The sequence below is a fragment of the Stenotrophomonas bentonitica genome (genome assembly GCF_013185915.1).
Classification (GTDB): Bacteria; Pseudomonadota; Gammaproteobacteria; order Xanthomonadales; family Xanthomonadaceae; genus Stenotrophomonas; species Stenotrophomonas bentonitica.
In genome coordinates this window covers 21,088-41,664 of record NZ_JAAZUH010000002.1, presented here as the reverse complement: position 1 = coordinate 41,664, position 20,577 = coordinate 21,088, and the positions used below count along the sequence as shown (strand labels likewise).

General features: G+C 66.0%; 18 protein-coding genes. 7 read left to right on the top strand and 11 right to left on the bottom strand.

Going from position 1 to position 20,577, the window contains the following annotated elements; all coding sequences use genetic code 11:
- Positions 1-8: 8 nt before the first annotated feature.
- Positions 9-2,171, bottom strand: a complete 2,163-nt coding sequence (locus tag HGB51_RS11145; RefSeq protein ID WP_070207566.1) for a S46 family peptidase — start codon at positions 2,169-2,171, stop codon at positions 9-11.
- 159 nt (positions 2,172-2,330) lie between these two features.
- On the opposite strand from HGB51_RS11145, the gene tdh reads away from it, so the two are divergent.
- Positions 2,331-3,353, top strand: coding sequence for an L-threonine 3-dehydrogenase (gene tdh, locus HGB51_RS11140; protein WP_070207587.1), 1,023 nt, complete (start codon positions 2,331-2,333; stop codon positions 3,351-3,353).
- A 54-nt stretch (positions 3,354-3,407) separates the two neighbouring features.
- On the opposite strand, the gene HGB51_RS11135 is transcribed toward tdh, so the two are convergent.
- On the bottom strand, positions 3,408-4,109 hold the full coding sequence (locus tag HGB51_RS11135; RefSeq protein ID WP_070207567.1) for a TorF family putative porin: 702 nt from the start codon (positions 4,107-4,109) through the stop codon (positions 3,408-3,410).
- 193 nt (positions 4,110-4,302) lie between these two features.
- Between HGB51_RS11135 and kbl the strand changes: the two genes are divergently transcribed.
- The gene (gene kbl / locus HGB51_RS11130; protein WP_070207568.1) at positions 4,303-5,514 is read left to right on the top strand and encodes a glycine C-acetyltransferase; all 1,212 of its coding nucleotides are present in this window, start codon (positions 4,303-4,305) and stop codon (positions 5,512-5,514) included.
- A gap of 40 nt (positions 5,515-5,554) precedes the next feature.
- Here kbl and HGB51_RS11125 read toward each other — a convergent pair whose 3' ends face one another.
- The 4 genes from HGB51_RS11125 to HGB51_RS11110 form a co-directional block, all read right to left on the bottom strand.
- Positions 5,555-5,863 carry a hypothetical protein gene (locus tag HGB51_RS11125; protein WP_070207569.1) on the bottom strand — a complete coding sequence of 103 codons (309 nt, stop codon included), beginning with the start codon at positions 5,861-5,863 and terminating at the stop codon, positions 5,555-5,557.
- Between the two features lie 84 nt (positions 5,864-5,947).
- Positions 5,948-6,790, bottom strand: a complete 843-nt coding sequence (locus tag HGB51_RS11120) for a pseudouridine synthase (RefSeq protein WP_070207570.1) — start codon at positions 6,788-6,790, stop codon at positions 5,948-5,950.
- Between the two features lie 19 nt (positions 6,791-6,809).
- Positions 6,810-7,322 (bottom strand): hypothetical protein, encoded by a 513-nt coding sequence (locus HGB51_RS11115; protein ID WP_070207571.1) that lies wholly within the window; start codon positions 7,320-7,322, stop codon positions 6,810-6,812.
- A 179-nt stretch (positions 7,323-7,501) separates the two neighbouring features.
- A complete protein-coding gene (locus tag HGB51_RS11110) occupies positions 7,502-8,590 on the bottom strand; it encodes an OmpA family protein (protein WP_070207572.1) in 1,089 nt (362 codons plus the stop codon).
- Positions 8,591-8,959: 369 nt separating this feature from the next.
- On the opposite strand from HGB51_RS11110, the gene HGB51_RS11105 reads away from it, so the two are divergent.
- From HGB51_RS11105 to HGB51_RS11090, 4 genes are all read left to right on the top strand, one after another.
- Positions 8,960-9,982: a zinc-binding alcohol dehydrogenase family protein gene (locus HGB51_RS11105; RefSeq protein ID WP_070207573.1), complete on the top strand. Its 1,023-nt coding sequence runs from the start codon at positions 8,960-8,962 to the stop codon at positions 9,980-9,982.
- Positions 9,983-10,070: 88 nt separating this feature from the next.
- The gene (locus HGB51_RS11100; protein WP_070207574.1) at positions 10,071-12,104 is read left to right on the top strand and encodes an NADPH-dependent 2,4-dienoyl-CoA reductase; all 2,034 of its coding nucleotides are present in this window, start codon (positions 10,071-10,073) and stop codon (positions 12,102-12,104) included.
- Between the two features lie 335 nt (positions 12,105-12,439).
- The gene (locus tag HGB51_RS11095; protein ID WP_070207575.1) at positions 12,440-12,898 is read left to right on the top strand and encodes a cell wall hydrolase; all 459 of its coding nucleotides are present in this window, start codon (positions 12,440-12,442) and stop codon (positions 12,896-12,898) included.
- Between the two features lie 89 nt (positions 12,899-12,987).
- Positions 12,988-13,599 carry a glutathione S-transferase family protein gene (locus HGB51_RS11090; protein ID WP_070207576.1) on the top strand — a complete coding sequence of 204 codons (612 nt, stop codon included), beginning with the start codon at positions 12,988-12,990 and terminating at the stop codon, positions 13,597-13,599.
- A gap of 47 nt (positions 13,600-13,646) precedes the next feature.
- Here HGB51_RS11090 and HGB51_RS11085 read toward each other — a convergent pair whose 3' ends face one another.
- From HGB51_RS11085 to HGB51_RS11065, 5 genes are all read right to left on the bottom strand, one after another.
- Positions 13,647-14,141, bottom strand: a complete 495-nt coding sequence (locus HGB51_RS11085; protein ID WP_070207577.1) for a hypothetical protein — start codon at positions 14,139-14,141, stop codon at positions 13,647-13,649.
- A 211-nt stretch (positions 14,142-14,352) separates the two neighbouring features.
- On the bottom strand, positions 14,353-16,230 hold the full coding sequence (prpE, locus tag HGB51_RS11080) for a propionate--CoA ligase (RefSeq protein WP_070207578.1): 1,878 nt from the start codon (positions 16,228-16,230) through the stop codon (positions 14,353-14,355).
- Between the two features lie 81 nt (positions 16,231-16,311).
- Positions 16,312-16,926, bottom strand: coding sequence for an RluA family pseudouridine synthase (locus HGB51_RS11075; protein WP_070207579.1), 615 nt, complete (start codon positions 16,924-16,926; stop codon positions 16,312-16,314).
- A gap of 74 nt (positions 16,927-17,000) precedes the next feature.
- Positions 17,001-17,987, bottom strand: a complete 987-nt coding sequence (locus tag HGB51_RS11070; RefSeq protein ID WP_070207580.1) for a malate dehydrogenase — start codon at positions 17,985-17,987, stop codon at positions 17,001-17,003.
- A gap of 37 nt (positions 17,988-18,024) precedes the next feature.
- Positions 18,025-18,516, bottom strand: coding sequence for a peptidylprolyl isomerase (locus HGB51_RS11065; protein ID WP_070207581.1), 492 nt, complete (start codon positions 18,514-18,516; stop codon positions 18,025-18,027).
- 213 nt (positions 18,517-18,729) lie between these two features.
- On the opposite strand from HGB51_RS11065, the gene typA reads away from it, so the two are divergent.
- Positions 18,730-20,574: a translational GTPase TypA gene (gene typA, locus HGB51_RS11060; RefSeq protein ID WP_070207582.1), complete on the top strand. Its 1,845-nt coding sequence runs from the start codon at positions 18,730-18,732 to the stop codon at positions 20,572-20,574.
- Positions 20,575-20,577 lie beyond the last annotated feature (3 nt).

Here is a 20,577-nt window from a genome sequence, read left to right as displayed (position 1 = left end):
TCGGTGAATCAGTGGGTCAGGTTCAGCTCTTTGAGCAGCTGCGGCGCGGGCGCCACCTCCTGCATGATCCACTGCATGTAGCGGCTGTCCACCGCGATCATGCGGGTCATCACCGGGTCGAACACCCAGTTGGAGCTGACCGATTCCCAGTTGCCGTCGAAGGCCAGGCCGACCAGCTTGCCGTGCGCGTCGAGCACCGGCGAACCGGAATTGCCGCCGGTGATATCAAGGTTGGAGAGGAAGTTGACCGGCACCGAACCGATCCGCTTGTCTTCCAGCCCGCCGTAACGCTTGGCCTTGACCGCGTCCAGCAGCGCCTTGGGCGAGTCGAACGGATCTTCGCCGGTTTCCTTGGCAGCCACGCCTTCCAGGGTGGTGAACGGGGTGTAGTTCACGCCGTCCTTGCCGTAGCCCATGACATTGCCGAAGGTGATGCGCAGCGACAGGTTGGCGTCGGGATAGACGAAGCCGCCCTGGCTCTTCTTGTAGTCGGCCACGGCCTGCAGATAGGTCGGGCGGGCCAGCAGCGATTCGCCTTCGCGGGTCTTCTTCTGCTCTTCCTGCTTCAGCAGCGCCGGCATCGCTGCCACCGCGTACTGGATGGCCGGGTCGGTGCTCGCTTCGAAGGCGGCGCGGTCGGCCTTGAACCAGGTCAGGCGCTCGTCCAGGCTGCCCAGCTTGGTGCCGGACAGCTTGCGGACCAGGCCGTCGACGGCGGCGGCATCGCTGCCGGCCAGCCACTGGTTCAGCACCTCGTTGCTGCGCTGTGCCGCCGGCAGGGCCGCGTACTGGTTGAGCCAGTACTGCTGAAGCTGCTGGTCCATCTTCGCCACGTAGCGGCGGTCCATCTGGCGCAGGTTGCCTTCCAGGGTCGGCAGGTCGCGTTCCTGGTACCCGGTTTCGCGCTCGGCGTCCGGCTTGGCGCGCTCGATCGACAGGCGATACAGCGACAGCGCGGCGCCGACCGCAGACGTGTTGTTGAACTGGCTGACGAACAGGTCGCGCTCGCGGGTGGTGCGGCTGGTGTCCAGGTGCTTGACCAGCTGCGCGTGCGCGGCCAGTGCCGGCTTGCCCGCCGCGCCCTGCTTCTTCAGCCAGGCCAGCACGGCCGCTTCCTCGGCCTGCTTCTGGCCCGCCGCGTCGATGCGCTTGAAGCCTTCCAGCTGGCCTTTGTAGTTCTTGGCCACGTTGTTCATGCTGGCGGCCGTGTTGGCGTACTTCACCTTCACGTCCGGATCGGCCTTGCCGGCCTTGTCGATCAGGTCCAGCACCGCGTTGTAGTGGCGGGCGATGGTCGGGTAGGTCCAGTCGGCGGTTTCATTGAATTCGCCAGCCAGCGCGTAGCGGTTGGTGCGGCCCGGGTAACCGGCCACCATCACGAAGTCGTCGGCGCCCAGCGGCTGGTCGGCGAACTTCAGGAAGTGCTTTGGCTGGTACGGCACGTTGTCGGCCGAGAACGCCGCCGGCTTGCCGTCCTTGCCGACATAGGCGCGGTAGAACGAGAAGTCGCCGGTGTGGCGCGGCCACATCCAGTTGTCGACGTCGCCGCCGAACTTGCCGACGCTGCCGGGCGGCGCGTAGACCAGGCGCACGTCCTTGATTTCCATGTTGCGGAACAGGCGGTACGTGTTGCCGCCGGAGAAGCTGTACAGGCGACAGCGGAAACCGGCGTCGGCCTCGCAGGCGGCGGTCTGCGCCTTGTCGAACGCTTCCAGCGCGCGGGTGCGGGCCAGCGGATCCTTGCCGGCGGCGGCAATGGCGGCCTTGGCCTGGTCGGTAACGTCGGTGATCTGGTCGAGCACGAAAACGCGCGCGTTCGGGCCGGCGCTCAGTTCGTCCTTCAGGGTCGGCGCATTGAAGCCGTCCTTGATCAGGTTCTTCTCGGCGGTCGAGTTGAGCTGGATCGCGCCATAGGCGCAGTGGTGGTTGGTGACCACCAGGCCCTGCGGGGAGACGAAGCTGGCGGTGCAGCCGCCCAGTGCCACCACGGCGCCCATCGGGTCGCCGGTCAGGTCGGAGATCTGTTCCGGCGACAGCTTCAGGCCGGCCTGCTTCAGCGGCCCGGCAATCTCCGGCAGCTGTTGCGGCACCCACATGCCCTCGGCGGCAGCGGCGGCCTGGACCAGCCCAAGGCTGGCAACGATGGAAAACGCAAGCAGATTCGAGCGCATGAAGCGGCCCCTGGTGAAAGAACCGCCGATTGTAGCCGGGTCCGCCACACGGCCCGTCGGCCGAACGTCATGGACGCACCGCAACATGCCCCCGCCCCCACACCCCCTATAATTCCGCCTTTCCCCCAGATGAGCTCCACCCCGATGGCGCAGCAAACAATGAAGGCCCTGGTCAAGCGCGAAGCCGCCAAGGGCATCTGGCTCGAAGACGTGCCGGTGCCGGTGCCGGGCCCGAACGAGGTCCTGATCAAGCTGGAAAAGACCGCCATCTGCGGTACCGACCTGCACATCTACCTGTGGGACGAATGGAGCCAGCGCACGATCAAGCCGGGCCTGACCATCGGCCACGAATTCGTCGGCCGCATCGCCGAAATCGGTCCGGGCGTGACCGGCTACGAGCTCGGCCAGCGTGTCTCGGCCGAAGGCCACATCGTGTGCGGCCACTGCCGCAACTGCCGTGGCGGCCGTCCGCACCTGTGCCCGAACACGGTCGGGATCGGCGTGAACGTCAATGGCGCCTTCGCCGAATACATGGTGATGCCGGCCAGCAACCTGTGGCCGATCCCCGACCAGATCCCCTCGGAACTGGCCGCCTTCTTCGACCCGTACGGCAACGCCGCGCACTGCGCGCTGGAGTTCGACGTGATCGGCGAAGACGTGCTGATCACCGGCGCCGGCCCGATCGGCATCATTGCCGCGGGCATCTGCAAGCACATCGGTGCGCGCAACGTGGTGGTGACCGACGTCAACGACTTCCGCCTGAAGCTGGCCGCCGACATGGGCGCCACCCGCGTGGTCAACGTGGCCAACACCTCGCTCAAGGACGTGATGAAGGAACTGCACATGGAGGGCTTCGACGTGGGCCTGGAAATGAGCGGCAACCCGCGCGCCTTCAACGACATGCTCGACTGCATGTACCACGGCGGCAAGATCGCGATGCTTGGCATCATGCCCAAGGGCGCCGGCTGCGACTGGGACAAGATCATCTTCAAGGGCCTGACCGTGCAGGGCATCTACGGCCGCAAGATGTACGAGACCTGGTACAAGATGACCCAGCTGGTGCTGTCCGGCTTCCCGCTCGGCAAGGTGATGACCCACCAGCTGCCGATCGACGAGTTCCAGAAGGGCTTCGACCTGATGGAACAGGGCAAGGCCGGTAAGGTGGTTCTGAGCTGGAACTGAGCGACATGAAAAAAGGCACCCACCGGGTGCCTTTTTTCTGCGTGCAGACGCCGCTTACTGCCCGACGGCTACGCTGAACACCACGCGGTTGTCGGCGAGCTTGCCGCTGTTGTAGCGGCCGTTGCCGTCGGTGCCGTAGTAGCCCAGGCCGAGGGTGAACAGGCCCCAGGTGCGGTTCACGCCGATGTTCCAATCGGTGTAATCCTTCGCGATCTCGTCCTTGAAGGTGTTGCGGCCCACGTTCGCGGTCAGGGTGAATTCCTGCGGCAGCGCCCACTCAGTGCCGGCGGCGAAGTACCAGCCGTCGGTGTCGGTGTTCCAGACGTCGTTGGTGTAGGCCACGGTCACGTTGTAGTGCTCGGCGAAGCTGGTCTTGGTGATCAGCTCGGTATAGGCCAGCTCGCTGGAACCCGGGTAGCTGTAGTGGTTGAGCATCACGTCGAAGTTGACGTTGTCGGTGACATCCACGCCATAGCCGATGAAATAATCGACCTCGGCATCCGGGCCGCCGTCGCCGAAGTCCACGCCCGAACCCCAGATGCCGGCGTACAGGCCGACCGGCGAGGTGTAGGTGAAGCCGGCCTGCAGGGTCGGGTCTTCATCGGTCTGCGAGACACCCCGGAACACGTAGTCGGACACGCCGGTCACGTTCCAGCTGAACGGCGATTCGGCCTCGTCCTGGGCGCTGGCGATGAACGGGGCAAACAGGGCGGCGCAGAGCACAGCGGCGGCAGTACGGCGCGTGGCGTGGTTCATGCGGGTCTCTCCAGACGGTGGGGGTGAAGGGGGTGGGGAGTTTACGGATTTTTAACCCGATTGATATTGCGATGCAACAATTCCATGCGTAACCGATGCCGGGCCGCCCTGCCCTCGTCCGCGCCAATGACCGCCCCGGGCAACGGCCCGGGCAGGTAAAATCCCGGTTTTCCCGTGCCGATGACTGCCTGCCATGACCGACGCCCAGACCGCCCCGCTCACCCAGCACTATGTTGAGGAACTGGAGGCGATCCGCGCCCAGGGCCTGTTCAAGTCCGAGCGCGTCATCACCAGCCCGCAGTCGGCCGAGATCACCCTGGACGACGGTCGCCAGGTGCTGAACTTCTGCGCCAACAACTACCTGGGCCTGGCCGACCACCCCGACCTGATCCAGGCGGCCAAGGACGCGCTGGACAGCCACGGCTTCGGCATGGCCTCGGTGCGCTTCATCTGCGGCACCCAGGACCTGCACAAGCAGCTCGAACAGCAGATCGCCGGCTTCTTCGGCAAGCAGGACACCATCCTGTACGCGGCCTGCTTCGACGCCAACGGCGGCCTGTTCGAGCCGTTGCTGGGCGAGAACGACGCGATCATCTCCGATGCGCTCAACCATGCCTCGATCATCGACGGCGTGCGCCTGTGCAAGGCCAAGCGCTTCCGCTACGCCAACTGCGACATGGCCGACCTGGAAGCGCAGCTGCAGGCCGCCGATGCCGCCGGCTGCCGCACCAAGCTGATCACCACCGACGGCGTGTTTTCGATGGACGGCTTCATCGCCCCGCTCGACGAGATCACCGCGCTGGCGAAGAAGTACAACGCACTGGTGCATATCGACGAATGCCACGCCACCGGCTTCCTCGGCGCCACCGGCCGCGGCTCGGCCGAGGTCAAAGGCGTGCTGGACCGGATCGACATCATCACCGGCACCCTGGGCAAGGCGATGGGCGGTGCACTGGGCGGCTTCACCACCGCCAGCGCCGAGGTGATCGAACTGCTGCGCCAGCGCTCGCGCCCGTACCTGTTCTCCAACTCACTGCCGCCGCACGTGGTCGCCGCCGGCATCAAGGCGTTCGACATGCTGGCCAGCGCCCATGACCTGCGCACCACGCTGCAGGAAAACACCGCGTACTTCCGCGAGAAGATGACCGCAGCCGGGTTCGACGTGAAGCCGGGCGTGCATCCGATCAGCCCGGTGATGCTGTACGACGCCCCGCTGGCGCAGAAGTTCGCGCAGCGCCTGCTTGAAGAAGGCATCTATGCGATCGGCTTCTTCTTCCCGGTGGTGCCCAAGGGCCAGGCGCGCATCCGCACCCAGATCAGCGCCGCGCACACCCGTGCGCACCTGGACCGCGCGATCGATGCGTTCACCCGCATCGGCGTGGAGCTGGGTGTGATCAAGGCGTAACGGCAGCGCACCACGGAGCGGGGCAGAGCCCCGCTCCATGTCATTTTTTCCTGGTCTTGGGCGCCGCGGCCGCGGTCGGGCTGCCCTTCGCCACGCGAATCCCGTTGGCCTTCATCCACGCGTCGAACTCTTCGGCGGTCATGCGCTTCTCGCCGTCGCTCATGTGGAACCGGTAGGCGCCGCGGGCATCGCGTTCGGATGCGGGCAGCTGCACTTCGACTACCTTGTCGGTGACCGGCGGGGTGGCCTTGGCCGCCTGCTTATGCCCGCCGCAGGCGGCCAGCAGCAGGGCGGACAGCAACAGGCCGGCACCGCCCAGAAGCGGGCGGCGGTGGATGCGCGTTTTCATGACACTTCTCCCGGTAGTGGTCAGGCATTGAGCGGCAGGCCATCCCTTGCCCGGTGGTGCGCCCGCTCCCCAGCGGGCCACGCACTACGATGCGACCACGGCGCGTCCGGCCGTGGTGTAAAGCAATTCCAGTTCATCCGGCTGCAGCTCGCGCCAGGCGCCCTTGCCCAGCGTCCCCAGTGCCAAGTCGCCGATCCCTACCCTTACCAAACGTAGAACATCGATCCCGAAGGCCGCCAGCAGCCGGCGGATGTGCCGGTTGCGGCCCTCTTCCAGCACCACCTCGAGCCAGGCGGTCTTTTCCCCGCTGCGCAGCAGGTGCACCGCGCGCGCGCGCAGGAACTCGCCGTCGTCCTCGACCCCGGCGCGCAGCGCAGCCAGCCGGGCCTCGTCGGGAATGACGTCGACCTGCACGTGGTAGGTCTTGTCCGGCCCGGTTTCCGGGTCGGTCAGGCGGGCTGCCCACTCCGGGTCGTTGCTGAACAGCAACAGGCCTTCGCTGGCCTTGTCCAGGCGCCCCACCGGGGCAAGCCATGGCAGGCCGGCACCGTCAAAGCAGCGGTAGACGGTGTCGCGGCCACGCTCGTCCTGCGCAGTGGTGACCAGCCCGCGCGGCTTGTTGAGCATGATGTGGATCCGCCGGGCGCTGCCCAGCGGCTGGCCGTCGACGCGGACCACATGGCGACCGTCGATAATCGGGAATTCGGGGTTGTTGATGGTGCGGCCGTCGACCGTGACCCGGCCGTCGGCGATCCAGCGCGCGGCTTCGGTGCGTGAGCACAACCCGGCCTTGGACAGCACCCGCGCCAGCCCATGGCGTGGCGCTTCGGGGACGCGCGTGGCGCCCGGCCTGGTCGGGGCGGACGCACGCCGCGTGTCGCGGCGTGGTCGGTTCGGGGGCGCCGCGGGGGGCCGACGTGTGCTCATCGGTCGCAGCGCGCGGGTCTTACTTCTTGCCTTCCGGCTTGGTTTCAACCGCCGGAGCGGCGGCAGGCGCGGCCGCAGCGGCCGGCGCCGGGCGTGCCTTGACCACGCGCACGCCCTTGGCCTTCATCCAGGCGTCGAACTCTTCGGCGGTCATGCGCTTCCCGTTCTGGCTCATGTCGAAGCGCCACGGCGTGTTGTCGAACTCGGTCTGCGGCTTGTAGGCGGCCGGATCGTTCGGCTTCACCGCCGGTGCGCCCGGCATCGCCTTGGCGATGTTCTGGCAGCCGTCGATGCGCAGGCGCTGCAGCACGCGGTCCAGCGACTGCTGCTGGTCGAAGTTGGAGGTCAGCACGCCCGCCGGCATGCCCAGCTGGACGTTGCGGATGTACAGCTCGTTGGCGACCGGCGCGATCGCGGTGGCCGGGAGCGGCAAAGGCGCTACGGCGGTTGCCGTGGCCGAGCAATCCACGGCTGCGTAAGCGGTGGGAACCAGGGCCAGGCCGAGGGCGGCGGCCAGTGCGATACGCAGCATGGGATGCATCCAGGAAAGAGGGTGACGCACCAAGTTTAACAGCGCCACAACCGCTTTCAAGATCCCACATTCAATGAATACGGCAACTTGTTGAATTTAATTCCAATTTGTTGGATCGCACACAAAAAACAGGGCCCGGCATTGCCGGGCCCTGTCCTGAGACTGATGTTCCCGAACGATTAGTTCTGGACGTTCAGCTCGGTACGACGGTTCTTCTCGCTCTTGCAGGCCGGGAAGGTCTGCGGGGTCTGCTCCAGCGGACGGCTCTCGCCATAACCGATCGGACCGGTCAGACGGCTGGCAGCAACGCCGTTCTGGGTCAGATAGTTGTACACGGTGGTCGCACGACGCTCGGACAGCTTCTGGTTGTAGTCTTCCTTGCCGCACAGGTCGGTGTGGCCAGCCACTTCGACGCGCAGGTCCGGGTAACGCACCAGGATCTGGGTGGCTTCGCTCAGGATCGCCACGGCGTCCGGACGCAGGTTCGACTTGTCGAAGTCGAAGTTGACGCCCTTCAGGTCGATGGAGACCGGCACCGGGCAACCGTCCGGACCGATGGTCTGACCCGGCTGCGAATCCGGGCACTTGTCGTCGCAGTTGTTGACGCCGTCACCGTCGTCATCCAGGTCGGCGCAGCTCGGGGCAACCGGAGCCGGGGCGGCAACCGGGGCAGCCGGCGGCGGGCCCAGCGGGATCACGACGCCGACCGAGGCCAGCACGTCGCCGAACCAGCTTTCGTCCGGAGCAGCGATGCTCTTGTCGTCGAAGTCACCGCGGTAGGCCACTTCGGCGCGCACTGCAACGCGCTTGTCGAAGGTGGTCTGCAGGCCGACGCCGACCTTGGCGGCGAAGTTGCCGTCCTTGCGCTCACCCGGGCTGTCCGGCGACGGGAAGTTGTTGAACTCTTCTTCCGACTTCTGGTAGCCCAGGCCCATCAGCAGGTACGGGTTCCAGCCACGGCCTTCCTGGATGAAGTGGTAGCGGGCATCCAGCGAGACGCCGTACTGGCTCCAGTTCAGATCCTGGTTGTCGTCGAAATTCGGGTTCTGGTAGTTCAGCTCACCGTCCAGGGACCAGTTGGGGCTGAGGAACTTACCCAGGCCCAGGGTCACGAACGGAGCATCGTTGGTCAGACGGTCGCTATCCTGGAAGTTGAAGCCAGCCGAACCGGTCAGGTACCAGCGGTCATCAAAGGACGACTGCGCGGAAGCTGCCTGGGCAAACGCCAGGCCGCCCAGCAGCGCGGCAGTGAGGATCTTCTTGTTCATGTAATACAGCTCCTATTTCGGGGGTATGAAACCGGTAGAGGCATGGGCCAGCACTACTGCGTCGTTAAGACTGCCGATTCAGCACGCCACCGCCGCGAACATTATGCTCAGGGGAGTGAAGGCGATGTTAACGGTCACATAACATGTGAAATCGACCGCCAGACCTCCACCGGTCCAGCTGGAGGCACCCTATACAGGTTGGTGAACTTCCGCAAGACCCAACAATGACAAGGGTTTTGGGCACTTTCCCAAAGATTTCAACGACTCGCTACAGTATTTGATGCAATTCGGCGGTGTGTCGCGATTCAGCTCAAAAACAGGTTTGAAAGCGTCCCTATGATGAACGTGTTTCACCTCCCAGGAGCCGATATGAACGCTGTAGGACTGAGCCGCTACCTGCCCATCGACGACCCTGACGCGCTACGCGATCTCGTCATTCCTGAACCGGGGGCGCCGCAGGGACGTGACCTGCTGGTGCGCGTTCACGCGGTTTCGGTGAACCCGGTGGATACCAAACAGCGTGCACCGCGTGCGGGTGAGGTGTCGCCACCCCGCATTCTCGGATTTGACGCTTCCGGCACCGTTGTAGCGGTCGGCGCGCAGGTCACCGCGTTCGCGCCGGGCGATGAGGTGTATTACGCAGGTGATGTCACCCGCCCCGGCAGCAACGCGCAGCTGCAGTGGGTGGATGAGCGGATCGTTGGCCGCAAGCCGACCACGCTGAATTTCGCCGAAGCGGCGGCGCTGCCGTTGACCGTGCTGACCGCATGGGAGCTGCTGTTCGAACGCATGCCGCTGCACTTCGATGATCGACGCCATGTCGGGCAGACGCTGCTGGTGATCGGCGGTGCCGGTGGCGTGGGATCCATCGCGATCCAGTTGGCGCGCCACGCGGGATTTACCGTGGTTGCCACCGCATCGCGCGAGGATTCAGCGGAATGGTGCCGGCGGATGGGCGCCGACCATGTGGTCGACCACCGCCAGCCCCTGCCGGCGCAGCTGCAGGCGTTGGGTATCGCGCAGGTGGAGGTGGCGTTGAACCTGGCCGACACCGACCACTATTGGGAGGTACTCGGCGAGCTGCTGGCCCCGCAGGGGCATGTGGGCCTGGTGGTGGAACCGCGCGGGCCCTTGCGGATCGGCGATCCCTACAAGGCCAAGTGCATCGGCATCCACTGGGAATTCATGTTCGCGCGCTCGCGGTTCCAGACCGCGGACATGATCGAGCAGCATCGCATCCTCAGCCGCGTGGCGAGCCTGGTCGACGCAGGGGAACTGCGCAGCACCGCGCATACCTCGCTGGGCACGATCAACGCAGCGCATCTGCGCGAGGCGCACCGGTTGCTGGAGGGGGGTGGGGTTACCGGGAAGATCGTATTGTCCGGCTGGTGATGCGTGGAGCCGGCGGGCGGCCGGCACTACTTGTCGTCTGGCGGTTTTCGCGTCACGCTTCATGCCTTCCGTACGCAAGCGTATCGACATGTCGCCAGCCGCTGAATCCCCCACCTACCCCCATCTGTTCGCCCCGCTCGACCTGGGCTTCACCACCCTGCGCAACCGCGTGCTGATGGGGTCCATGCACACCGGGCTGGAAGACCGTGCGCGCGATTTCCCCAGATTGGCGGCGTACTTCGCTGAACGCGCGGCCGGCGGGGTCGGGCTGATTGTCACCGGCGGCTACGCGCCCAACGTGGTCGGCTGGCTCAAGCCGTTCGGCGGCAAGCTGTCCTGGCCGTGGGAAGTGGGTCCGCACCGCCAGCTCACCCGCGCGGTGCACGACCACGGCGGCAAGATCTGCCTGCAGCTGCTGCATGCCGGCCGCTATGCCTACCACCCCCTGTCGGTGGCGCCGTCGAAGAAGAAGGCGCCGATCAACCCGTTCACGCCGCGGGCGTTGTCGGCGCGTGGGGTGGAACGGCATATCGCCGACTACGCGCGCAGCGCACGGCTGGCCCGCGAGGCAGGCTACGACGGCGTTGAAGTCATGGGTTCGGAAGGCTATCTGATCAACGAATTCATCGCGCCGCGCACCAACCTGCGCAGCGACCGCTGGGGCGGCGATGCAGGCCGCCGCATGCAGTTCGCGGTGGAGATCGTGCGCCGCATCCGCGAAGCCTGCGGCCCGGATTTCATCATCATCTACCGGTTGTCGCTGGTCGACCTGGTCGAGGACGGCAGCAACTGGGACGAGATCGTGCAGCAGGCGCGGGCGATCGAAGCGGCCGGTGCCACCTTGATCAACTCCGGCATCGGCTGGCACGAAGCACGGGTACCGACCATCGCCACCTCGGTGCCGCGCGCCGCGTTCGCCGGGGTCACCGCCAAGCTCAAGCCGCATGTGCAGCTGCCGGTGATCGCCACCAACCGGATCAACATGCCCGACGTGGCCGAACGCATCCTGGCCGGCGGCGGCGCCGACATGGTGTCGCTGGCGCGCCCGCTGCTGGCCGACCCGGAGTGGGCCAACAAGGCCCGCGCTGGCCGTGCGCAGGCGATCAACACCTGCATCGCGTGCAACCAGGCCTGCCTGGACCACGTGTTCGAGAACAAGACCGCCAGCTGCCTGGTCAACCCGCGCGCCGTGCATGAAACCGAGCTGGTGTACCGCCCGACCAGCGCGCCGAAGAAGATCGCCGTGGTCGGTGCCGGCCCGGCCGGGCTGGCCTGCGCCACCGTGGCCGCCGAGCGCGGCCACGCGGTCACCCTGTTCGATGCCGGCAGCGAGATCGGCGGCCAGTTCAACGTGGCCAAGCGCATTCCGGGCAAGGAGGAATTCCACGAAACGCTGCGCTACTTCCGCCACAAGCTGGACGAGACCGGCGTCACCGTGAAGCTCGACACGCAGGCCGACGTAGCCGCCCTGGTCGGCTTCGACACGGTGGTGGTGGCCACCGGCATCCGCCCGCGCGAGGTCGACTTCCCCGGCGCCGACCACCCCAAGGTGGTCACGTACCTGGACGTGCTGCTGGGCCGGGTGCAGGTCGGGCCGGAGGCCGCGATCATCGGCGCCGGCGGGATCGGCTTCGACGTGGGCGAGTTCCTGGTCCACGAAGGGCCTTCGCCGGCGCTGGACCCGGCCCGCTGGATGGCCGAATGGGGGGTGGACCCGAGCTTCGAGGCCCGCGGCGCACTGGCCCGGCCGCAACCGGAAGCGCCGGCGCGCAAGGTCTGGCTGCTGCAGCGCAGCCCCGGCAAGCCGGGCGCGCGGCTGGGCAAGACCACCGGCTGGATCCACCGCGCCACGCTCAAGGCCAAGGGCGTGAAGATGCTCGGCGGCGTGGAATACCTGGGCGTGGACGACGGTGGCCTGCGGATCCGCATCGACGGCCAGGAACAGACCCTGCCGGTGAGCCATGTGGTGATCTGCGCCGGCCAGGAACCGCGCCGCGACCTGCACGCCGCGCTGCAGGCGGCGGGCGTGGACGCGCACCTGATCGGCGGCGCGGACGTGGCCGCCGAACTGGATGCCAAGCGCGCGATCAACCAGGGCAGCCGGTTGGCCGCCGCGTTGTGAGGAGCCGGCCGCCAGCCGGCACGACCCGCGTTTGATCAGGGTAGAGCCGGCCTCTGGCCGGCTGCACGCGAAACCTGAATACGACTATCCGCCCCACCCCTGAACCTGAATGTCAAGCTTTCCGGTTCAGGATGCGTTGCGAAATCCCCCCCTATCGTGCGCCAACTTTCCCGCTCACCACCCAGTTCGAGTGAGCGCGCGGCCCCCATGTCTTTCGGGAGCTGCTTACGGGCGGCCCCGATGGCCGCCTCCCCATGACGCCAAGTCGTACCCCCCGCCCCGTCCCGTTGATCGGATGGACAGCCAGGTGCGGCCCATACGGAGCAAGGAGATACATGAAACTGGCCTGGATACTCTGGCTGTCGCAGTTGTTGCCGCAGCCGGCCGCCGATTCGTTGTGCCTGAGCACGACCGTCTACCTCGAAGCGCGTGACCAGACCCTGCGCGGCCAGCAAGCCGTTGCGGAAGTGGCACTGCGCCGCCTTGACAGCGGGCTGTGGGGCGACTCGATGTGCAAGGTGGTGACTGCGCGCAAGCAGTTCGCCCCGACCATCGTCGCGCCCGGCACCCAGCTGGCCAACAGCGATGCTTGGGAAGAAGCCATGACCGTGGCCTTCGATGCCGAGCGCAACTGGGCCCTGCCGGCCGGCGAGCGCAAGGAGATCGTGCCCGGGGCCAGCCACTTCGCGGCGCTGTCGATCGCCAACCCGAGCTGGCGCAACGCCTACCAGGTGGCCACCATCGGCGACCACACCTTCTATCGCGTGCAGAAACTCAAGCCACGCGCGTCGTAACGGTCTGTTACGGCCATACCGTTGAGGATGCGGAGGCGGCTCTGGAATAGTGGGCCGTTCATCTTTCCCGCAATCCGACGGAGTTACCCATGAAGCTGTACAGCAAGCCCGGAGCCTGCTCCACCGCCGACCATATCGCCCTGCAGTGGACCGGCCAGCCGTATGAGGTGGAGCTGCTCGACAAGGACACGCTGAAGGCCCCGGCATTCCTGGCGATCAATCCGGCCGGCGCGGTGCCGGCGATCGTCGATGGCAGCTTCGTGCTGACCCAGAACTCGGCCATCATGGGCTACATCGCCGACAGCTATCCGCAGGCCGGCCTGGCCGGCGACGGCAGCCCGCAGCAGCGCGCCGAAGCCAACCGCTGGCTGGCCTTCGTCAATTCGGACGTGCACCCGGCGTTCTCGCCGCTGTTCGGGCCGGGCAAGTTCATCGGCGACGAAGCGCAGTACGACGCGGTCCGCGACGCCGCCCGCAAGCGCCTGCGCGGCCTGTTCGAAACCGCCAACCGCCAGCTCGCCGACAAGCCGTGGCTGGCCGGATTCCGCAGCTACGCCGACCCGTACTTCTACATCACCCTGCGCTGGGCGGCTGCGGCCAAGATCGATCTCAGCGGCCTGGGCAACCTGGCCGCGTTCAAGACCCGCATGGAAGCCGACGCGGGCGTGAAGTCGGTACTGCAAGCCGAAGGCCTGCAATAACGCGCATCACCGCGAACGAAGCCCGGTGAGCCGAGGCTTCGTTCGTTTCAGGCCGGTTGCGCGTCGCTCTGCAGCAACGCCCGGGTCTCCTCCATCCAGCGGTTGGCCAGCGCCGGGCTCTTTGCCTTGGACACCGCAGCGGCCATGTCCGGCCACAGTTTTTCCAGGCCGGCCGCGTCGGTACAGCGTTCGATCTTGAGCTGCATGAAGTAGCCCTTCAGGCCCAAGTGCCTGCGTACCGATTCGCTCATCCAGTCATACAACTGCTTGTACAGCACCGGGTCCTGCTCGCGACCGGTGGTGAGCGCGCGCGGCGCGCTCGGCGCCAGCGCGCCGCCGACCACTTCGATCAGTCCCATCTCTGCCAACTGCGCCAGCGCGTCGTCGGGCGCGCGCAGCCCCGGCAACATGGCCGTCAGTTCATTGTCATCACGCTGACCATCGACCATCAGCAGAATGGAGCGCAGCCCCGGCAGCAGCCGGCGCGCACGATCTTCGATTTCCTGACGGCCAGCGGCCGTCTTGGCATGGATGTACGCCATTGGTGTCCCCCTGTACCACTTCTACTGCCACGCCCTTCCCGGACATCTGAGCCCGGCGGTACGCCCCCTTGCGATTGCCTACTCCCCCGAGCAGCTGCCATGGGTAGATTCGGCACATTGCCCCTGAAGCTTAACCGACGTTCATAAATTGGATTGGTGCAGCGCACCAAGGGCGGATGACCCGGGCGATGCATGCCCGGGCCACCTGAGGTCAGCGCCCCAGCGCGCGCCGGATCTCGTCCAGCGCGCCCGGGTCGTCCAGGGTCGACAGGTCGCCCGGGTCGCGGTGTTCGGCCAGGGCCTGCAGGGAGCGACGCAGCAGCTTGCCGGAGCGGGTTTTGGGCAGGGCGTTGACCAGGTGGATGTGCGCCGGGCGCGCCACCGCGCCCAGGCTCTGGGTGACCCGCTGCATCATTTCGGCGACCACTGCAGCGCCCTCCTCGCCCACGGCCTGCTTGAGGGTGACGAACACCAGCGGCACCTGGCCCTTCAGTTCGTCCTTGACCCCGATCACCGCTGCTTCGGCCACCAGCGGGTGCCCGGAAATGCACTCCTCGATCTCGCGGGTGCCGAGCCGGTGCCCGGCCACGTTGATCACATCGTCGGTGCGGCCGAGGATGAAGGTGTAGCCGTCTTCGTCGCGGATCGCCCAGTCCAGCGAGCTGTACAGCAGTTCCTTGAAGTGGCTGAAGTAGCTCTGCAGGAAGCGCGCGTCGTCGTTCCAGACCGTGCTCATGCAGCCCGGCGGCAGCGGCGGCACCATCACCAGCACGCCCTTCTGCCCCGGCTGCACTTCGAGGCCGGTGTTCTCGTCGATCACCTTCATCCGGTAGCCGAGATTGGGGAAGCCCGGCGAGCCGAAACGCACCGGCTTGAGGTCCACGCCCGGCAGCAGGGTCAGCGCCGGCCAGCCGGTTTCGGTCTGCCAGTAGTTGTCGATGATCGGCTTGCCCAGCGCATCGTTGATCCAGTGCGCGGTGGGTTCGTCGAGCGGCTCGCCGGCGAGGAACACATATTTGAGTGCGGCCAGGTCGTGGCGCTTGATGAAATCGGCGTCGTGCTTCTTCAGCACGCGGATCGCGGTGGGTGAGGAGAACAGCGTGCGCACGCCGTACTGTTCGCACAGCGCCCACCAGATGCCCGGATCCGGATTCGTCGGCAACCCTTCGTACAGCAGCGAGGTGCAGCCGCCGATCAGCGGGCCGTACACGTTGTAGGAATGGCCGACGGCCCAGCCGACGTCCGAGGTGGAGAACATCACCTGGCCCGGCTTGCAATCGAACACGGTTTCCATCGACTGCGCCATCGCCACCGCGTAACCGCCGACGTCGCGCTGCACGCCCTTGGGCTTGCCAGTGGTGCCGGAGGTGTACAGCAGGTAGCTCGGTTCGTTTGATTCCAACCACACCACCGGTACATCCTGGTCGCCCACTTCCTCGCGCAGCGTGGCGTAGTCCACGTCACGGCCCGGCACCTTGGGCTCGGCCGGGTCCAGCCCACGCGACACGATCAATACATGCGGCGGCGGCGACTGCGCTTCGGCGCAGGCCGCGTCGACCATCGCCTTGTACGGAATGACCTTGCCACCACGCTTGCCGGCGTCGGCGGCGATCAGCAGCCTGGGCGCGGCATCATCGATGCGCAGCGCCAGGTTGTGCGCGGCGAAACCACCGAATACCACCGAGTGGATCGCGCCGATGCGCGCGCAGGCGAGCATGGCGAACACCGCCTCGGCCATGTTCGGCATGTAGATGACCACGCGGTCGCCTCGCTGCACGTCCAGGCGCTGCAGCACCGCGGCAAACGCGTTCACTTCGCGGTACAGCTCGCGATAGGTGATCTCGCGGGTGACGTTGGTTTCGGTGGAAATGGCCACCAGCGCAAGCTGGTCCGGGCGCTCGGCCAGGTGACGGTCGACCGCGTTGTAGCAGAGGTTGGTCTGGCCCCCGACGTACCAGCGACGGAACGGCGGGTTGCTGTAGTCCAGCACCTGTTGCGGCGGCACGTGCCAGTAGATGCGGTGCGCTTCCTCGGCCCAGAAGGCTTCAGGTTCCTCGACCGATCGGCGGTAGACATCTTCGTAACGCATGACAGCCCTCCCAGACAAAGCCATGGGATCGAGCATAGTCCGATGGCAGCCGGCAGACCGTCCGACCTTGGTCGTACGGCGTTACCAGGGAACGGATGATTCGAACGCGAGGGCCTGCCCGGTCAACGGGTGGGTGAACTGCAGTCTGCAGGCATGCAGGTACACGCGCGAGGCCGGCATGGCGCCGTACAGCACGTCGCCGACGATGGGGTGGCCCAGGCTCGCCATGTGCAGCCGCAACTGGTGGCTGCGCCCGGTCACCGGCTCCAGCTCGACGCGGGTGCGCCCGGCTTCGAGGTCGCGGGCCAGCACCTGCCAGCGGGTCAGTGCGGGTTTGCCGGTTTCATGATCCACGCGCTGCTTTGGTCGGTTCGGCCAGTCGACGATCAGGGGCAGGTCGACCTCGCCGGCATCGTGGTCCAGCACGCCTTCCACCACCGCCTGGTAGCGCTTGCCGACCTCGCGCTGCTGGAACTGCACCGACAGCGCCGCTTCCATCGCCTTGCCGCGTGCGTGCAGGAGCAGCCCGGAGGTGACCTGGTCGAGCCGGTGCACGGTCAACGCGTCGGGATACAGGACCTGCAGGCGCGCGATCACGCAGTCCTGGTTTTCCGGCAGGCGGCCGGGCACGGAGAGCAGGCCGGCGGGCTTTTCCGCGACCAGCAGGGCGTCATCAAGGTAATGCAGGTGGATCATGTCGCCATGGTAAGCCGGATATGAAAAAGGGACGCCGAAGCGTCCCCCGTTTCATCGTTCGCAGTGCGAACCGATCAACCCAGCAGGTGGGCGACGCCGGCGCGCTCTTCTTCCAGCTCGGCCAGGGTCTTGTCGATGTACTTCTGGCTGAAGTCGTCGACCGGCAGGTCCTTGACCAGGGTGTACTCACCGTTTTCGGTGGTGACCGCAAAGCCGAAGATCACGCCTTCCGGAATGCCGTAGGAACCGTCGGACGGCACGCCCATGGTGACCCACTTGCCGTTGCTGCCCAGCACCCAGTCGCGCACGTGGTCGATGGCGGCATTGGCGGCCGAGGCAGCCGAGGACGAACCGCGCGCTTCGATGATCGCCGCGCCGCGCTTGCCCACGGTCGGAATGAAGGTGTTGGCGTTCCATTCCTGGTCGTTGATCGCATCGGCGATCGACGCACCGTCGGCAGTGGCGAAGCGGTAGTCCGGGTACATGGTCGGGCTGTGGTTGCCCCACACCACCAGCTTTTCCATGCCACCGACCGGCTTGCCCAGCTTGGACGACAGCTGGCTCAGCGCACGGTTGTGGTCCAGGCGCAGCATGGCGGTGAAGTTGCGCGGGTTCAGGTCCGGCGCCGACTTCATGGCGATGTAGGCGTTGGTGTTGGCCGGGTTGCCGACCACCAGCACCTTCACGTTGCGGCTGGCCACCTTGTTCAGCGCCGCGCCCTGCGCGGTGAAGATCTTGGCGTTTTCCAGCAGCAGGTCCTTGCGCTCCATGCCCGGGCCGCGCGGACGCGCGCCGACCAGCAGGGCGATGTCGGCATCCTTGAATGCCACTTCGGCGTCATCGGTACCGACCATGCCGGCCAGCAGCGGGAACGCGCAGTCTTCCAGTTCCATCATCACGCCGCGCAGGGCGGCCTGGGCCTTGTCGACCGGCAGCTCGAGCAGCTGCAGGATGACCGGCTGGTCCTTGCCGAGCATTTCGCCGGATGCGATGCGGAACAGCAGGGCGTAGCCGATCTGGCCGGCGGCGCCGGTCACGGCAACACGAACAGGTGCTTTCATGGGGATTTCCTCTGCTAAAAAGCTGTGTGGGAGTGGATCAGGCGGCGAGGATCTTGTTCCACTCCGCGACGCGGTCGGCCTGGGCGGCCAGCACGGCGTCGGTGTCGCCTTCCAGGGTGATCGAATGGATCACGTCGCCCTGCTTGACCGAATCGACGATGGCCTGGCCGTCCAGCACCTGGCCGAACACCGTGTGCTTGCCATCCAGCCAATCGGTCTTGATATGGGTGATGAAGAACTGGCTGCCGTTGGTGTTCGGGCCGGCATTGGCCATCGACAGCGAACCGACCTGGTGCTTCACGCCGTTCTTCTCATCTTCGAACTTGTAGCCCGGGCCGCCGGTGCCACGACCCTGCGGGCAGCCGCCCTGGATCATGAAGTCGGGGATCACGCGGTGGAAGATCAGGCCGTCGTAGAAGCCCTTCTTGACCAGGTTCACGAAGTTGGCCACGGTCAGCGGCGCCTTGTCGGCGAACAGCTCGACCTTGATCGGGCCCTGGGTGGTGTCGAAGGTAGCGATAAGGGACATGTGGATCCTTGGGAATTCGGGGGTGTATTGAGCCCCCTGATTCTACACCCGGCAGCGGATCGGGCATCCCCGACGATGGATGAACGGGCGGTGCCGGGGGGCCGCCCGGGGCCCCACCTGAATGCGCAGACGGGCCTTTTCGCGTTCTGTCATGAAAGCCGTATAATGATGGACTTCTTTTTCCAAATCCGGCGCCGACTGGCCCCCTTTCGCATGTCTATCGAAAATCTTCGCAACATCGCCATCGTCGCCCACGTCGACCACGGTAAGACCACCCTCGTCGACCAGCTGCTCAAGCAGTCCGGCACCCTCTCCGAGCGCACCGTGCTCGCCGAGCGCGTGATGGACAGCAATGACCAGGAAAAGGAACGTGGCATCACGATCCTGGCCAAGAACACGGCCATCACCTGGGAAGACAAGCGGACCGGGATCAAGAACCGCATCAACATCGTCGACACCCCCGGACACGCCGACTTCGGCGGCGAAGTGGAGCGCGTGCTGTCGATGGTGGACACCGTGCTGATCCTGGTCGACGCGATGGACGGCCCGATGCCGCAGACCCGCTTCGTGACCCAGAAGGCCTTTGCGATGGGCTTCAAGCCGATCGTGGTGGTCAACAAGGTCGACCGCCCGGGCTCGCGTCCGGACTGGGTGATCGACCAGGTCTTCGACCTGTTCGACAAGCTCGGCGCCACCAATGAGCAGCTCGACTTCCCGATCGTCTACGCCTCGGCCCTGAACGGCTACGCCGGCCTGGAAGACAGCGTGCGCGACGGCGACATGACCCCGCTTTACGAAGCGATCATGCAGCACGCGCCGAAGCCGGAAGTGGACCCGGAAGGTCCGTTCCAGATGCGCATCAGCCAGCTGGACTACAACAACTTCGTGGGCGTGATCGGCATCGGCCGCATCCAGCGCGGCACCCTGAAGAAGAACATGCAGGTCGCGGTGATCGACCGTGAAGGCAAGAAGCGCAACGGCAAGGTCGCGCAGGTGCTGGGCTTCCTGGGCCTGGAGCGCATCGAGCAGGACACCGCCGAAGCCGGCGACATCGTCGCCATCTCCGGTATTCCGGAGCTGACCATCTCCGACACCCTGTGCCACCCGGAAACCCCGGAAGCGCTGCCGGCGCTGACCGTGGATGAACCGACCATCTCGATGACCTTCCAGGTCAACAACTCGCCGTTCGCCGGCAACAAGGACCTGTCCGGTGGCAAGTTCCTGACCAGCCGCCAGATCAAGGACCGCCTGGACCGCGAACAGGTCCACAACGTGGCCCTGAAGGTGGAACAGCTGGAAGACGCCGACAAGTTCCTGGTCTCCGGCCGTGGCGAACTGCACCTGTCGGTGCTGATCGAGAACATGCGTCGCGAAGGCTATGAACTGGCCGTGTCGCGCCCGGAAGTGATCATCAAGCAGATCGACGGCCAGGCCATGGAGCCGATCGAGCAGCTGGTGGTGGACATCGAAGAGCAGCACCAGGGCGGCGTCATGGAGAAGCTGGGCACCCGCAAGGGCGCGCTGAAGAACATGGAGCCGGACGGCAAGGGCCGCGTGCGCCTGGAATACCAGATCCCGGCCCGTGGCCTGATCGGTTTCCAGAACGAGTTCAAGACCCTGACCCAGGGTTCGGGCCTGCTGTTCCACGTGTTCGACCATTACGGTCCGAAGGAACAGGGCGCGATCGCCAAGCGCATCAACGGCGTGATGATCGCCAATGCCCCGGGCGCCACCCCGGCGTACTCGCTTGGCCCGCTGCAGGAACGCGGCAAGCTCTTCGCTGCCGAAGGCGACAACGTGTATGAAGGCCAGCTGGTCGGTATCCACTCCAAGGACAACGACCTGACCGTCAACGCGATCAAGACCAAGCCGCTGACCAACATGCGCGCTTCGGGCAAGGACGATGCGATCCAGCTGTCGCCGGCGATCAAGTACTCGCTGGAACAGGCCCTGGACTTCATCGAGGACGACGAGCTGGTCGAGATCACCCCGAAGGAGATCCGCCTGCGCAAGAAGTTCCTGACCGAAAGCGACCGCAAGAAGGCCTCGCGCGGCTGATCG

Coding starts and splice junctions, on each gene's coding strand:
- HGB51_RS11145 (WP_070207566.1), bottom strand. CDS start 2,171: ATGCGCTCGAATCTGCTTGCGTTTTCCATCGTTGCCAGCCTTGGGCTG.
- tdh (WP_070207587.1), top strand. CDS start 2,331: ATGAAGGCCCTGGTCAAGCGCGAAGCCGCCAAGGGCATCTGGCTCGAA.
- HGB51_RS11135 (WP_070207567.1), bottom strand. CDS start 4,109: ATGAACCACGCCACGCGCCGTACTGCCGCCGCTGTGCTCTGCGCCGCC.
- kbl (WP_070207568.1), top strand. CDS start 4,303: ATGACCGACGCCCAGACCGCCCCGCTCACCCAGCACTATGTTGAGGAA.
- HGB51_RS11125 (WP_070207569.1), bottom strand. CDS start 5,863: ATGAAAACGCGCATCCACCGCCGCCCGCTTCTGGGCGGTGCCGGCCTG.
- HGB51_RS11120 (WP_070207570.1), bottom strand. CDS start 6,790: ATGAGCACACGTCGGCCCCCCGCGGCGCCCCCGAACCGACCACGCCGC.
- HGB51_RS11115 (WP_070207571.1), bottom strand. CDS start 7,322: ATGCTGCGTATCGCACTGGCCGCCGCCCTCGGCCTGGCCCTGGTTCCC.
- HGB51_RS11110 (WP_070207572.1), bottom strand. CDS start 8,590: ATGAACAAGAAGATCCTCACTGCCGCGCTGCTGGGCGGCCTGGCGTTT.
- HGB51_RS11105 (WP_070207573.1), top strand. CDS start 8,960: ATGAACGCTGTAGGACTGAGCCGCTACCTGCCCATCGACGACCCTGAC.
- HGB51_RS11100 (WP_070207574.1), top strand. CDS start 10,071: ATGTCGCCAGCCGCTGAATCCCCCACCTACCCCCATCTGTTCGCCCCG.
- HGB51_RS11095 (WP_070207575.1), top strand. CDS start 12,440: ATGAAACTGGCCTGGATACTCTGGCTGTCGCAGTTGTTGCCGCAGCCG.
- HGB51_RS11090 (WP_070207576.1), top strand. CDS start 12,988: ATGAAGCTGTACAGCAAGCCCGGAGCCTGCTCCACCGCCGACCATATC.
- HGB51_RS11085 (WP_070207577.1), bottom strand. CDS start 14,141: ATGGCGTACATCCATGCCAAGACGGCCGCTGGCCGTCAGGAAATCGAA.
- prpE (WP_070207578.1), bottom strand. CDS start 16,230: ATGCGTTACGAAGATGTCTACCGCCGATCGGTCGAGGAACCTGAAGCC.
- HGB51_RS11075 (WP_070207579.1), bottom strand. CDS start 16,926: ATGATCCACCTGCATTACCTTGATGACGCCCTGCTGGTCGCGGAAAAG.
- HGB51_RS11070 (WP_070207580.1), bottom strand. CDS start 17,987: ATGAAAGCACCTGTTCGTGTTGCCGTGACCGGCGCCGCCGGCCAGATC.
- HGB51_RS11065 (WP_070207581.1), bottom strand. CDS start 18,516: ATGTCCCTTATCGCTACCTTCGACACCACCCAGGGCCCGATCAAGGTC.
- typA (WP_070207582.1), top strand. CDS start 18,730: ATGTCTATCGAAAATCTTCGCAACATCGCCATCGTCGCCCACGTCGAC.